At 45.5% G+C, this 13,697-nt stretch carries 11 protein-coding genes; all 11 read right to left on the reverse strand.

The features are described 5' to 3' along the window. Positions 1 to 96: 96 nt before the first annotated feature. The 11 genes from smpB to ACEW8F_RS13095 all read right to left on the reverse strand — a co-directional run bounded on the left by smpB (position 97) and on the right by ACEW8F_RS13095 (position 13,626). A complete protein-coding gene (smpB, locus tag ACEW8F_RS13045; RefSeq protein WP_373483909.1) occupies positions 97 to 555 on the reverse strand; it encodes an SsrA-binding protein SmpB in 459 nt (152 codons plus the stop codon). Between the two features lie 52 nt (positions 556 to 607). Next, positions 608 to 2,740, reverse strand: coding sequence for a ribonuclease R (rnr, locus tag ACEW8F_RS13050; protein WP_373483910.1), 2,133 nt, complete (start codon positions 2,738 to 2,740; stop codon positions 608 to 610). Further along, positions 2,730 to 5,399 (reverse strand): DNA mismatch repair protein MutS, encoded by a 2,670-nt coding sequence (gene mutS, locus ACEW8F_RS13055; RefSeq protein ID WP_373483911.1) that lies wholly within the window; start codon positions 5,397 to 5,399, stop codon positions 2,730 to 2,732. Before mutS ends, rnr begins: the two co-directional genes overlap by 11 nt. After that, positions 5,353 to 6,765 carry a tRNA (N6-isopentenyl adenosine(37)-C2)-methylthiotransferase MiaB gene (miaB, locus tag ACEW8F_RS13060; protein ID WP_373483912.1) on the reverse strand — a complete coding sequence of 471 codons (1,413 nt, stop codon included), beginning with the start codon at positions 6,763 to 6,765 and terminating at the stop codon, positions 5,353 to 5,355. Before miaB ends, mutS begins: the two co-directional genes overlap by 47 nt. Before the next feature lie 104 nt (positions 6,766 to 6,869). Next, the gene (locus ACEW8F_RS13065; RefSeq protein WP_373483913.1) at positions 6,870 to 8,063 is read right to left on the reverse strand and encodes a cation diffusion facilitator family transporter; all 1,194 of its coding nucleotides are present in this window, start codon (positions 8,061 to 8,063) and stop codon (positions 6,870 to 6,872) included. Positions 8,064 to 8,275: 212 nt separating this feature from the next. Further along, on the reverse strand, positions 8,276 to 9,769 hold the full coding sequence (locus ACEW8F_RS13070) for an NAD(P)H-hydrate dehydratase (RefSeq protein WP_373483914.1): 1,494 nt from the start codon (positions 9,767 to 9,769) through the stop codon (positions 8,276 to 8,278). Between the two features lie 131 nt (positions 9,770 to 9,900). Then, positions 9,901 to 10,587: a peptidoglycan-binding protein gene (locus ACEW8F_RS13075; protein WP_373483915.1), complete on the reverse strand. Its 687-nt coding sequence runs from the start codon at positions 10,585 to 10,587 to the stop codon at positions 9,901 to 9,903. Continuing rightward, complete coding sequence (locus ACEW8F_RS13080) at positions 10,577 to 11,314, reverse strand: YebC/PmpR family DNA-binding transcriptional regulator (protein WP_373483916.1); 738 nt, start codon at positions 11,312 to 11,314, stop codon at positions 10,577 to 10,579. Before ACEW8F_RS13080 ends, ACEW8F_RS13075 begins: the two co-directional genes overlap by 11 nt. Positions 11,315 to 11,397: 83 nt before the next feature. After that, on the reverse strand, positions 11,398 to 12,201 hold the full coding sequence (locus ACEW8F_RS13085; protein WP_373483917.1) for a GTP pyrophosphokinase family protein: 804 nt from the start codon (positions 12,199 to 12,201) through the stop codon (positions 11,398 to 11,400). 5 nt (positions 12,202 to 12,206) lie between these two features. Continuing rightward, the gene (locus tag ACEW8F_RS13090; protein WP_373483918.1) at positions 12,207 to 13,142 is read right to left on the reverse strand and encodes a TIGR01212 family radical SAM protein; all 936 of its coding nucleotides are present in this window, start codon (positions 13,140 to 13,142) and stop codon (positions 12,207 to 12,209) included. A gap of 73 nt (positions 13,143 to 13,215) precedes the next feature. Further along, positions 13,216 to 13,626: a hypothetical protein gene (locus ACEW8F_RS13095; RefSeq protein ID WP_373483919.1), complete on the reverse strand. Its 411-nt coding sequence runs from the start codon at positions 13,624 to 13,626 to the stop codon at positions 13,216 to 13,218. Positions 13,627 to 13,697 lie beyond the last annotated feature (71 nt).

The following is a 13,697-nucleotide window of genomic DNA, read 5'->3' on the forward strand; positions in this document are numbered from 1 at the left end:
ATATTTATGCGCCACTTTTTACGATGATCAGCAACATCGACTCGCTACTCAAGCTTCAAAACCCCCGTCGAAACCAGTACGCCCCCAAATAATTAACTAGCCACTATGCCGCATACTTTTTTGAATCCGTCGGTCAGAATCCCGCTCGGCGATGGCATGACGCTTATCATAAAGCTTCTTGCCTTTGGCCAGTGCCAGTTCCATTTTAACCCGACCATCCTTAAAGTAAAGGGTCAGTGGTACCAGAGTGTAGCCTTCCCGCTGCTTCAGCCCGATCAGTTTGCTAATCTGCTGTTTATGCAACAAGAGCTTACGGATGCGCAAGGGGTCTTTATTATAAATATTCCCCTGCTCATAAGGATCAATATGCATCTGATAAACGAAAATCTCACCATTGTAAACATCGGCAAAACTTTCCTTCAGGCTGACTTTTCCGCCGCGGATCGATTTCACTTCCGTTCCGGATAAAACCAGACCCACCTCATAGGTATCTTCAATGGTAAAATCATGACGTGCTTTTCGGTTTTTGGCCACAATCTTAATATTTTCTCCCATGTGCAACTCCTCTGTTATTAGCTAGTTTTTTATTATAGCATAGTTTTCTTAATTATTCAATAGGTTCAAAATCGATTTGTTTGGAACTCACATCGGCCTTGGCCACTTTAATTCTAATTTCCTGGCCCAGTCTGAATATTTTACCCCGATGTTCACCAATATGCTGGTGCAGTTCGGGATCATAGTTATAAAAGTCATCCTTTAAATCCTGAAGCCGTACCAGCCCTTCGATGGTATTAGGAAGTTCCACAAAAAAGCCGAAGGAAGTAACGCCACTGATCCGGCCGGTAAATTCCTCGCCAATATGACGGGTCATATATTCGGTCATCTTGAGCTTAGTGATTTCCCGCTCGATGTTTTCGGCCCGGCGCTCGGTTTCGGAGGCATGCTTGGCCACCGCTTCAATATTCGCCTCCAGATAATCCAGCGACTTTTTATTAATTTTTCCGGTCAGCGCCTTGGCCAGATAGCGGTGGACAAAGAGATCCGGGTAACGGCGGATCGGTGAGGTAAAATGTGTATAAAAGCTTGCCCCCAGTGCATAATGCCCCAGATTATGGCCTTCATAAACGGCCTGCTGCATCGTCCGCAGCATCAGCAAGGTGATTACCCGCTCTTCATTCTTGCCGGCGATGTCGGCTACCAGCTGCTGGAAATCCTGGCCGGATGGTACCTGATCATCGTTTTTCCCCAATTTAAAGCCATAGCGATTAATAAAGGTGCGGAAAGCCGCCAGCTTTTCGGGATGGGGTTCGGGATGGTTTCTAAAAATGAAGGGCGCATCCAGTTTGGAAACGTGCTCGGCAATGGTTTCATTGCAGGCCAGCATAAACTCTTCAATGATCCGATGGGAGATCAGCCGTTGGTCAATGATGATGTCCTCAGGAAAACCCTGGCTATCCAATAAGATCTTGGCTTCGGGAAAATCGAAATTGATAGCGCCCCGGTTTAACCGGCGTTTGACCCGCAAAATTTCATGAAGTTCCTCCATCAGCACCAGATCGCTACGAAACGGTTTGAGGTCAGCGGCCTTGTCGATCCGGTCTTCCAGTAAGGCATCGACTTTTTTATAAGTCATCCGAGCTTTGGAACAGATCACTGACTTAAAAATTTCATAATCCACTACCTGGCCCTTTTTATCGATTTCCATTTCACAACTGAAGGTCAGCCGGTCCTTGTTGGGCACGAGACTACAGACGTCATTAGAAAGCTTAAAAGGCAGCATCGGTACCACCCGATCGACCACATAGACGCTGGTACCCCGGTCCAGAGCGGACACGTCGATATCACAGCCCTGGCGGACATAATGACTGACATCAGCAATATGAACGCCCAACACGAAATTGCCATTTTTCTTCTTCCGGATCGACACCGCATCATCATAATCCTTGGCATCATCCCCATCAATAGTAAAGATCTGCTGATCTCGAAGATCCTTGCGTTTTCCCAGTTCGTCGGGGCTGATCCGATCGTTTAATTGATTGGTTTCCCGTTCCACTTCATGGGCGAAATCCATGGGAATATCATATTCTTTTAAGACTGAAAGAATATCGATACCCGGTTCATTTTCGTTGCCGAGAATTTCCAGAATTTCTCCTTCCGGATTCTTTCCTTTATCAAACCAGGAGACGATCTGAGTAACCACCTTATCGCCGTTAACAGCCTTCTTGCCATGCCGTTCGGGAATAAAAATATCCTTACAGAGCCGGTCATTATCCGGCACCACAAAGCCGAAGCCCTTTCCTTTTTCATAACGACCGATGATTTTTTTATGACCCCGGTCAATGATTTCCACCACTTCCCCTTCCGGTCTTTTTTCGCCGGGTTTGGATGTTAAGCGGACCCATACTGTATCCATATCAAGGGCGCCGTGGAGGTATTTTTCGGGAATAAAGACGTCTTCCGAAAAAATCGTATAGTCAGGAATGACAAAGCCGAAGCCCCGCTGGTTGCCGCGGAGGACCCCCACAATTTTAGGACAATCGTCGGTTTTCTGGTAACACCCGTTACAATCTTTTTCCACTCTGGCTTTGATTTCAAGCTCTTTGAGCACATGACTCAGCATCTGCCGGTCCTTCTTTTTTGACAGACCGATAAAGTCTGACAATTGATCAAAGGTCATATTCTTATATTTTTTGTCATTCATTAAACGTCTGACAATCCGTTTTAATTCTTTAGTTTTCATATTTTCTCCGATCATCAAGTTTTTTACGTAATTGGTCGATCACAATCATGACTTCGATGGGACTCATTTCGTCCATTTTCATCTCCCGGATCACGCCCAGGGCTGCCTCTTCTTCGGCGGTCATGGCCTTGGCGACATCGAAAAAGTTCAGTTGGGCACCTTTGCCATCAGATAAAACGGTAGGTTCCGCCACCAGCAACTCCTGCCGATAGGTGTCTTCGCCGGATTCCAGATGGCCCAGAATTTCCTGGGCCCGCCGGGTCACCCCGGCCGGAAAACCGGCTAGCTTGGCCACCTCAATCCCGTAACTCTGGTCGGCTGGTCCGGGAATGATTTTTCGCAAAAAGATCACCCCGTCCGGGGTATCTTTGAGCCGGATACTGAAATTTTTAATCCCCGGTTTCAGGGTCTCCAGTTCGGTCAATTCATGATAATGAGTAGCAAACAGGGTTTTGGCTCCGATACTGTCTTCGTTATGGAGATATTCCACCACCGCCCAGGCAATGCTGATGCCGTCAAAGGTGGAAGTACCTCGGCCGATTTCATCCAGAATCACCAGACTGCGACTGGTAGCATTTTTTAAAATATTGGCCACTTCGGTCATTTCTACCATAAAGGTACTCTGACCGCTGGCCAGATCGTCGCTGGCCCCGACCCGCGTAAAAATCCGGTCGACCACCCCAATGGCCGCGGCATCTGCCGGGACAAAGGAGCCGATCTGGGCCATCAGGGTAATGATCGCCACCTGCCGGATAAAGGTCGACTTACCGGCCATATTCGGCCCGGTGATGATCAGCATCCGCTGATCATCCTGATTGAGCAGACAATCGTTGCCAATAAAATGGTTGGTCCCAATCATATCCTCCACCACCGGATGACGGCCGTTTTCGATCAACATGGTGTTGTCCACAGTAATTTCCGGGCAGACGTAGCGATTCTGCAGGGCGACAGTAGCCAGCGCATAGATGGCGTCCAGTTCCGCCACTTCCCGGGCTTTCTGCTGGATTCTTGGGATTTCTTGAAGAAGGCCGTCGCGGATTTCCTGAAACACCTGGGTTTCACAACGGAGTAAGCCCTCCTGGGCACCGAGAATCTTGTTTTCCATTTCTTTCAGCTCCGGGGTAAAATAACGCTCGGCATTGGCCAGGGTCTGCTTGCGGATATAGTCTTCCGGGACCTGATCAAAATTACTTTTGGTTACTTCTATAAAATACCCAAAAATACGATTATATTTCACCTTCAAGTTTTTAATTCTGGTGCGTTCGCGTTCCCGGCATTCCAGATCGCGGATCCAGTCCTGACCCTTTTCAGCTGCTTCCCGGAATTCGTCGATTTCCTGATGATAGCCGGTTTTGATCACATGACCGTCTTTAAGGACAATCGGCGCCTGATCGTCGATGGACTTGTCAATCTGCTCCCAGACATCGGTGAGTAAATCATCAGGATCAAACAGACTGCGCAGTTTTTCCGAGCCGAGCAGTTGCACAAAATCCTGGATCAGCGGCAGCGCTCCCAGCGATTGTTTGAGCGCCAGTACATCCCGGGGGTTGATGGTCCCAAAGGCCAGCTTGCCGCAGAGCCGTTCGAGATCATAAACCTTAGTCATAATCGTTTTAAAAGCTGGCAAATGAGCGGCGTTGCTATAAAAAGCCGAGACGCCCCCTTGTCGTTCCAGGATACTATCATGATTTAATAGTGGCGCCTCCACCCATCGGCGCAGGGTTCGTCCGCCCATGGCGGTGATGGTTTTATCCAGCACCCCCAGCAGACTGCCCTTTTTATCCAGGGTTCTGAGGGTCTGAGTCAGCTCCAGATTACGCCGGGTCGATAAATCCAGGACCATATAATCCTTGCTGTTATAATAGCGGATCGTTTTAATATGGGTCAGGGCCCGTTTCTGGGTTTCATCCAGATAAAGCAGCAGCGCGCCGGCGGCGGCGATGGCATGATCCCGACGCTCCAGATCCAGGGCGCCGAGGGCAAAAACCTGAAACTGATCGGTGATCCGTTTACTGCCGTTTTTAACCGAAAAATATTTTTCCGGGTAAAGACTAGCCAGAATCCCAAAACTGTTTTCGATCATCGTCAGGGCCTGGCTATCTTTAAACAGCGCCGGATTAAGAATCACCTCGGCCGGCAACAACCGCCCGATTTCATCGGACAGCTGGGACAGCCACTGTTCCGGGGTCTTGGCCGCGATCTGGGTGACATAAAAATCCCCGGTGGAGACGTCCAGACTGGCCAAGCCCAGGGTATTGTTTTCCAGAAAGAGCGCCATCAGGTAATTGTTTTTTTTGGATTCCAGTAATTTTCCTTCGGAAATGGTGCCCGGAGAAATAACCCGAATAATTTCCCGACGGACAATCCCCTTGGCTTCCTTAGGGTCTTCGACCTGCTCGCAGATGGCGACCTTGTAGCCTTTTTCGACCAGGCGGGTGATATAATTCTGCGCCGCATGATGAGGTACCCCACACATCGGTGCCCGTTCTTCCAGCCCGCAATCCCGGCCGGTCAGGGCAATTTCCAGCTCCCGGGAAGCCGTCAGGGCATCATCAAAAAACATTTCATAGAAATCACCCAGACGAAAGAAAAGGAGGGCATCAGGTACCTCCTCATGAATTTGCAGGTATTGGGTCATCATCGGAGTGAGCTGCGCCATCGGGGTCCTCCTGTGCTATTTTTTCGCCATCCAGACTAAAGGTTTTAGCGGCGGTGATCTTGACCATCACCTGTTTGCCGATATCTGCCGGCTCGCCGGGAAAATTGACCAGCTTGCTGGTTCGGGTTCGGCCGGCCATCCGCTCAGGATTGTTGCGGCTGGTTTCTTCCACCAGCACTTCCACTACCTGATCTAGATAGGTTTGATTAATATCATGGCTGATTTGATGCAGCACTTCCAGACAACGGTTGATCCGGTCGTGTTTGACCTCATCGGCAATTTGGTCTGCCATGGTGGCTGCCGGGGTGCCGGTGCGGATCGAATATAAAAAGGTAAAGGCTGAATCAAACTGGCATAGTTCGATGACTTTGAGGGTTTCCCGAAAGTCTGCTTCTGTTTCGCCGGGAAAGCCCACAATCAGATCGGTGGTGATGGCCACGCCGGGGATTTTTTCCCGCACTGCCCTGACCCGATCAAGAATATCATCCTGAGTGTATTTCCGGTTCATCGCTTTTAAAACCCGGGTGCTGCCGGATTGGATCGGCAGATGAATATAGTTACAGACTTTATCACAGGCAGCAATAGCATCGATAACCGCATCAGTGAGATCTTTGGGATGGGAGGTCATAAAGCGAATCCGCTTGAGGTTTTCAATGGTATTAAGCTGTCGCAGCAGACTGGCAAAATTAACCGTATCGTCAAGGTCATTACCATAGGAATTGACGTTTTGGCCTAACAGCGTCACCTCGACACAGCCATCGGCCACCAGCGCTTTAACCTCGGCAAAAATCTTTTCCGGCTGGCGGCTGACTTCCCGGCCCCGGGTGTAGGGCACAATACAGTAGGTGCAGAAATTATTGCAGCCATTCATAATCGTCACAAAGCCCTTAAACGGATATTTGCGATCCACCGGCAGATCTTCCACAATGGTATCTGAATCCTCCCAGACTTCCACGAGCCGTTTGCCATTAACCAGATAGTTATTAAGCATTTGCGGCAACTGATGGAAATTGTGGGTGCCGAAAACCAGATCCACCTGCGGATATTTGGAGACAATCTGATTGACAATTTCCGGCTGCTGCATCATACAGCCACAGACGGCCAGAATTAAATCAGGATTTGATTTCTTAACGGTTTTAAAAGCACCGATATTTCCAAAAACCCGCTCATCGGCGTTTTCTCGGACGCTGCAGGTATTGAGAATCACCAGGCCGGCTTTATTAACGTCGGGTTCTTCCACGAAACCCAGGGCTTTTAACATCCCGGATATTTTTTCCGAATCGTTTTCGTTCATCTGACATCCGAAGGTTTTTACTTGGTAACTTTTGATAATCTTTGGTTTACTATGTTTTGTTTTTTTACTCATGCTATTTTATTTCTCCTAAGATTTGAATATCGATAATATTTATTCGAATTGATTGCTTTTATCGCCAGATTATCACAAAATTCGTCTGTAATAGGCTTTTCTAATCATACATTTAAATCATCCTCGTTAGGGACATAGTGATTGTGATCAACGGTAATGACAGCATGATAGGCCGGATTTATTTTATGAATTTCGTTGGCTATCATGATAATCAATTCCTCGTCGCTCCACTCCACATCAAAGGGCACCACCACATCAAAAATCAGATTGGAGTGGTCAAACCCCCAGACTACCCGAAAATCGTGGATGTGAATGTCCGGAGAAAGTATGGCAATGGTCTGTTCCACCTGTTCTTTTAAGGCGTTAGTTTTATCATCGCTGGTAATCACCGGATCGAGATGAATGATCAGATGAATGTTCATATCCTTTATAAAGTCCCGTTCGATTTTATCAATGACGCTGTGGCTAATCATACAGTCCAGTTCTGCCGGCACCTCGCAGTGAACCGAGGCATAGGTTTTAGTTACCCCGTAACTATGAACCATCAGATCATGAAGCCCGATGATATGTTCATATCCGAGGATTTTTTTATAGATCTGATCCACCAGTTCGTTCGATGGGGCAGCTCCCAGCAAAGGGCTAATCGTTTCGCGCACCAGATTAATGCCGCTGATAATAATAAACACCGCCACCACTAGGCCCATATAACCATCCAGATTAAAGCTGGTCAAATAGGTAACAATAGTGGCCACCAGCACTGAAGCGGTTGCCAGGATATCATTGCGGCTGTCGATGGCAGTGGCCATCAATGTCATTGAATCAATGGCTTTGCCGATTTTTCGATAAAACAGAAACTGCCAGAATTTGATAAGAATCGCAATCACCAGGACAATCACCGAAATGATGCTAAACTGCGGCATTTCCGGATAAAGTATTTTTTCAAACGCACTCTGAATCAACTGTAATCCCAGAAAAAGGATAATAAATGAAACAGCTAGACCGGAAATATATTCCATTCGCTGGTGACCATAGGGATGATCGGCATCCGCCGGTTTGCCGGATAATTTAAAGCCCAATAGGGTAATCAGGGACGAACCGGAATCAGATAGATTGTTGACCGCATCGGCGGTGATGGCAATACTGTTAAATACCAGTCCCACGGTTATTTTGATGATGAAAAGCAGCAGATTGGAAGCAATCCCCATCATACTGGCGAGTTTTCCGTAGTTTTCCCGAACTCTGGAATTACCGGTATTTTTATAATTTTTAATCATTTTTCTAATTAGTATATTTGTCACAAGCCAGTCCCTTTCTGAATTAATTTTATTCACACACGACAAAAGTGTCATCAGCTTTGCGATTGGTTCCCCATACTCCGATCTGTTTGCAGACCAACCCAGGAATTCGCTGGCGTAAACATATCTTTGAAATTATTATAACCGATAATCATCAAATCACAAAACAAAGAGAAAAAAATCCCGGTCATTCCGGGATTTTCTTCTTTAATCGCTTATTTTAAAACATATTTTAAGGATTCAATGATGCTATGGGCAGTCAGGGTACTTTGGCCATAGTGCTCGGCATAATAGTCCCCGGCCTTGCCGTGATAAAACACCCCGGCCCGAGCTGCTTCAAACAAGTCCACGTTTTGTCCGGCAATGCCAGCGATCATCCCGGCCAGCACATCGCCGCTGCCGCCGGTGGCCATCCCCGGATTGCCGGTGGAATTAAACCAGATTTCGCCATTGGTTCCAAAAACCATGGTTCGATAGCCTTTTAAAACCACTACCACCTGATATTCCGTAGCGAATTTCTGACCATACCCAATGGGATCTTTCAAAATATCTTCCCGGGGCACATCAATAAGTTGAGAAAACTCGGCAAAATGCGGGGTGATCACCACGGGAGTTTTCGATTCTTTTAAGGTGTCTACCACCATCGCCAGATGATGGATGCCATCGGCGTCTATCACCACTGGCAGGCTGCCTTCCAGCAAATGCTCCAGAATAAAGCTGTAATTCTTGGCCCGGCCAATTCCCGGTCCGATCAAGATTACCTTTTTGCGATCGTGTTTGATGTCATCTGATGTGATATTACAGTCATAGGTTTTAACCAGAGACTCTGCGGGTGCCCGGGCTACAATCGGAATATAAATATCCTGGGGCACGTAGCAGGTCACCAGACCGCCGCCGCTTTTTAAGGCTCCTTCAATGGATAGGATGCCGGCACCACTCATGCCCTTGGACCCGGCAATGACGACCACTGAGCCATAATCATATTTGTGGGTATTCTTTTTTCGTTTGCGGGGGAATTTGAGATCACTTTCCTGGGTATAGTGTTTTTCATTGGGAATACTGGTCTCATCAATCCCGATATCAACGAGGATGGTGTCACCAGTATAATCAGGACCGTCGTTTAACAGACAGCCAGTTTTGTAATTTTGAATCACAATCGTCTTATCGGCAAAAATTGCATTGCCAATGGTGAGTCCAATATCACCCCGCAAGCCCGATGGGATATCGATGGCTATTTTTTCTTTGTCAAAATCATTAACCATATCAAAGATGTGCTTGTAAATCTCCGCAATTTCTTTATCCACCAGACCAGTACCAAAAATCGCGTCGATAACATGAGTAGCCCGCTTCATAATCAGACTAAGATCCTCTAAATCGGTCTCTTTTTGAAGCGTCCGGATGGGAATGTTTTTATCTGCAAGCTGTTTTAGACTGATCCGATTCTCCTCAGATAGTTTAGCTTCTTCTTCGGTTAAAAAGAGATGCACAACATAGCCTTCTTCAATCAATAACCGGCCGATAACCAGACCATCTCCACCATTGTTACCCGGTCCGCAAATGATGATAATCTGGGCATCTTCATCAAGATCTTCCTTGATGATCTCAGTACAGGCATGACCGGCCCGTTCCATCAGTTCAATTCTGGGGGTGCCGGCGGCTACGGCATGGCGATCCATAACTGCCATTTCTTTTGGTGTGACAACTTTCATTTCTTTCCTCTTTTCCCATCTATGAAAATAATCTAATGATTTCTTGTCATTATATCAAATAGAAAACTTTTGTAAACCATAAGACTAAAAAAGCCGCCAAGATCGACGGCTTTTTTTGTTAGTATTTAATTTTATCTTAATGTATCCAGAGCTTTGATGGTTTTGGCATCGATTTTTCCAGTTTCAGTGAGGCCGTTGGCTTTTTGGAAGGCTTTTACTGCCGCTTCGGTGGCATCATCAAAGGTTCCGGTTGCTGCTTCAGATGCCAGATATTTTTGGGCGACTAAAATTTGCTGATAGGTTTGCAGCACCTTACCGCTATCACCTTTTTCAAATTTAATATCTTCGGCTACCAGTGAAATAATGGTGGAACGATCCAGTTTTCCGGTTTGCTCCAGACCTTTCATGGCCTGATAGGTTTTAATAGCCGTTTGCACCTCTTCGGTTAATTGATTGGAGGGCGGACTGATCAAAAATCCCAGTGAATACAAAATCTGCTGATACTCCAGGATTTCATCATTGGTATCGCCAATGGCATATTCGGTAATCACTATGGTTGTTCCATCGTCGGTTTTGATTTCACTTGTTTTCTGCTCTTCGTCCGCTTTATCGGCATTGACCGTCAGGTTTGCTGGCTCGATGCCAACGGCAATGGAAAAAACATCAGCTATTCCGTGTTCCTCCATCGAAAGTTGATCAGCAGCCGAGTAGACATCTTCGATCACAAAGGACGAAGTTAAAAAAATAAGAAAAAGAGTGAAAACAATATAAAGAATCACATCTTTAAACCGTTTAAAGGGGCCTTGTTTATTCATCATCCTCACCTGTCCAGTTATGCCAAACTGCCTGAACATCTTCATTGTCATCAAACATGTCGATCATTTTCAACATTTTCTTGATTTCGGTGGCATCTGTCAGTTCAACTTCAGTGGCCGGGATCATCGCGATTTCGGCCGAGGCCAGTTCGTAACCTTCCTGCTTAAGGACATCACAGACAGGTCCAAAATCCACCGGTTCGGTGCTGATTTCGTAGCCTTCATCGGCGGTTTCAACATCTTCTGCGCCGGCATCCAGGGCTAGCATCATCAGCGCTTCTTCATCAAGATCATCGGTTTTTTCGATCATAATCTGACCTTTTTTGGTAAACAGGAATCCCACACAACCACTGGTGCCAAGATTTCCACCATTTTTATCTAAGGCGTGGCGAACGTCTCCAGCGGTCCGGTTTTTATTATCGGTCAGGGTTTCAATAATCACCGCCACCCCGCCTGGTCCGTATCCTTCATAGGTAATTTCTTCATAAATGCTGCCCTGTAGTTCGCCGGCGCCTTTTTTGACGGCCCGGTCAATGTTTTCATTGGGCATGTTGGCAGCCTTCGCTTTGACAATGGCTTCTTTCAATTTTGCATTCATTTCCGGATCACTGCCACCCTCCCGGGATGCAACCGCAATATATTTTGCTAACTTGGTAAAGATTTGACCGCGTTTCGCATCTGCTTTTCCTTTTTTGTGTTTAATAGTCGACCATTTTGAATGTCCAGACATCGACAACCTCCTTGATTTTTATATCATTTACAATTTGCTATTATAACATATTGTTCTTTTTTCACAAACATGTTTTTTATTTCTTAAACCTCTGCCTCAATCTTGTTCACTTCAGATTCCAGTTCTTTTCGCAACAAGATCAGCTGGATAATATCTTCCTGGGCAAAAAGGTCGTCAAAGATTTTTTCATAATGGGATGCTTTATCGCCGTGATTCAGCTTGTACAAATACCCGATATTATCGAGAATGCTGGTGACCAAACTGGATTTAAGACCAAACAGCCGCTGGGCACTTTGTATCTCTTCCCGGATCGATGACATTTCCCGGTCCACATCGTTGACCGCATTGGCGGCATTAATCAGTCTTTTTTTGATGGCTTCGGGAATGTTCTCCTTATACTTATAATTTAAGGAATGCTCAATAATAGACCAGAAATTCATGGCCAGGGTACGAATCTGAATTTCCACTAAAATCGACTGATTTCCGGACACGCAAAAAACCGGGTAGCGGATAATCAGATGATAACTCTTATACCCACTGGGTTTGGCTTCACTGAGATAATCCTTTACCTTGACGACTTCCATATCACAATTGGTTCGCTTCCGAATCAGCTCCACAACCTCATAAATATCATCCTCAAACTGGCACATAATCCGAATCCCGGCGATATCCTGGATGGTTTCTTCCAGGGATTCAATATCAACGCCATAATTATGTATTTTTTCCAGAATGCTGGCCACGCTCTTGACCCGGCCGTAAACGGATTCTATGGGTGAGTATTCACCGATTTTTTCGTACTGTTCTTTTAAGCTTGTAAATTTTAAAACAATCTCATCCACTGCCTGATGATAAGGGATGAGAAATTCCTGCCAATATTTTGTTCCCAAGGACTTTACCTCTTATTATTCATCCCAGAAAATTTTCTTCCCTGGTAATTATTTTCCTGCGTCATTTGAGCCTCAAGCTCATCTTTAATTTTCCACCAGCTGATATTCCAGTTGGTTATCACCGAATCTTCTTTTGGCGCCCGGCCAATCAGCCGTTGGACCACAATCTTTGGATCTAAATGCTCCAGAAATAAGATAGCTCGGGTGATATAATCATCCTTTGTCAAAAGCGTCACTTTTTTTTGCTCATACCATTTTTTTAAAACGGTATTTTTTTCGATATATAAACTATGACATTTTACAAAATCCGTTTTCTTGCGGGAAAGAATCTCCGCTCCATTGACTACGTCTTCTTCCCGGTCCCAGGGCAAATCCAGGATCATATGCGTGCAGCTTAACAGACCAGCTGCTTTGATCCGGTCGATGGCCTGTTCATAATCAGCCAGGGTATGTCCCCGATTAATGATTCTTAAGGTTTCTTCATTGACACTTTGCAACCCCAGTTCAATGGTCACTTCGATGGATTGTTCTTTTTTTACCGTCTCCAGAAATTTAAGCTGTTCATCGGTGATACAATCCGGGCGGGTCGAAACCGAAATCTCCACCACATCCGGGCGGATCGATTCCAGAATCCATTTCCGAAAATCAGAGAATTCACAGTAGGTGTTTGAAAAGCTCTGAAAATACGGGATAAACTTTTTTGCGTGATATCGTTTTCCAATATAGGCAATATTTCTCTCGACCTGCTCCCTGACGGATAGCTGATCGGATAGGGTTTCATTGCCGCCGCCTTTTGCTCCACAGTAAACACAGCCCCTGGTTCCTTTGGTGCCATCACGATTGGGACAGGTCACCGGAATATTTACGGGAATTTTATATACTTTTTCCCCGTAACGTTCCTTAAGCCAAACCGAATAAATATTATACAGCTTTTCTGTCATTAGTTTTTAAATTTCCTTAATAAGATTAAACAGACGAACCTTTTTTGTACTAATCAGGTTCGTCTGAAATTTTTTATATTAATTTTGCGACACATTCCGGCAGTTCTTCTTTTTCACAGCTTAAACTGAGAACGAATTTAATATCATGTTTTTCGTTAATCCTTTGAATCTTTTCAACGATTTCACAAATGTCCGCTGGCGTCTGATAATCAATCAGTCTCAATGTATTATCAATAAAAACGATTTTTACATCATAATTCTCTGCTATAACCCCGCTGATAAAGCCAAATAGTTGATCTGATCCGACGATGCTAAACTCCTCCAGGTTTGTGAATCTGATTTTAGTATCTACTTTTACTCGATATTTGTCTCTGTCGTTAAGAAAAATGATATCCCCTTCGCAGGTCTCCAGTGCAGTGTTTGCCATGTCAATCATTTTTTTTGTTTTGCCGCTTCCTTTTGAACCGTATACAAATTCAATCATTTTAGACACCTCATTTCATATTGATAAGTTCATTATAAGGGTAAGTATCAATAATTTCAATCATTTTTAAA

The sequence above is a fragment of the Acetobacterium sp. genome, from assembly GCF_041752335.1.
Taxonomy (GTDB): domain Bacteria; phylum Bacillota; class Clostridia; order Eubacteriales; family Eubacteriaceae; genus Acetobacterium.

Bases quoted from the DNA above. Each gene is read 5' to 3' on its own strand.
- mutS (WP_373483911.1), bottom strand. From the start codon at position 5,399: ATGGCGCAGCTCACTCCGATGATGACCCAATACCTGCAAATTCATGAG.
- smpB (WP_373483909.1), bottom strand. From the start codon at position 555: ATGGGAGAAAATATTAAGATTGTGGCCAAAAACCGAAAAGCACGTCAT.
- ACEW8F_RS13075 (WP_373483915.1), bottom strand. From the start codon at position 10,587: ATGATGAATAAACAAGGCCCCTTTAAACGGTTTAAAGATGTGATTCTT.
- ACEW8F_RS13090 (WP_373483918.1), bottom strand. From the start codon at position 13,142: ATGACAGAAAAGCTGTATAATATTTATTCGGTTTGGCTTAAGGAACGT.
- ACEW8F_RS13095 (WP_373483919.1), bottom strand. From the start codon at position 13,626: ATGATTGAATTTGTATACGGTTCAAAAGGAAGCGGCAAAACAAAAAAA.
- ACEW8F_RS13080 (WP_373483916.1), bottom strand. From the start codon at position 11,314: ATGTCTGGACATTCAAAATGGTCGACTATTAAACACAAAAAAGGAAAA.
- ACEW8F_RS13070 (WP_373483914.1), bottom strand. From the start codon at position 9,769: ATGAAAGTTGTCACACCAAAAGAAATGGCAGTTATGGATCGCCATGCC.
- rnr (WP_373483910.1), bottom strand. From the start codon at position 2,740: ATGAAAACTAAAGAATTAAAACGGATTGTCAGACGTTTAATGAATGAC.
- miaB (WP_373483912.1), bottom strand. From the start codon at position 6,765: ATGAGTAAAAAAACAAAACATAGTAAACCAAAGATTATCAAAAGTTAC.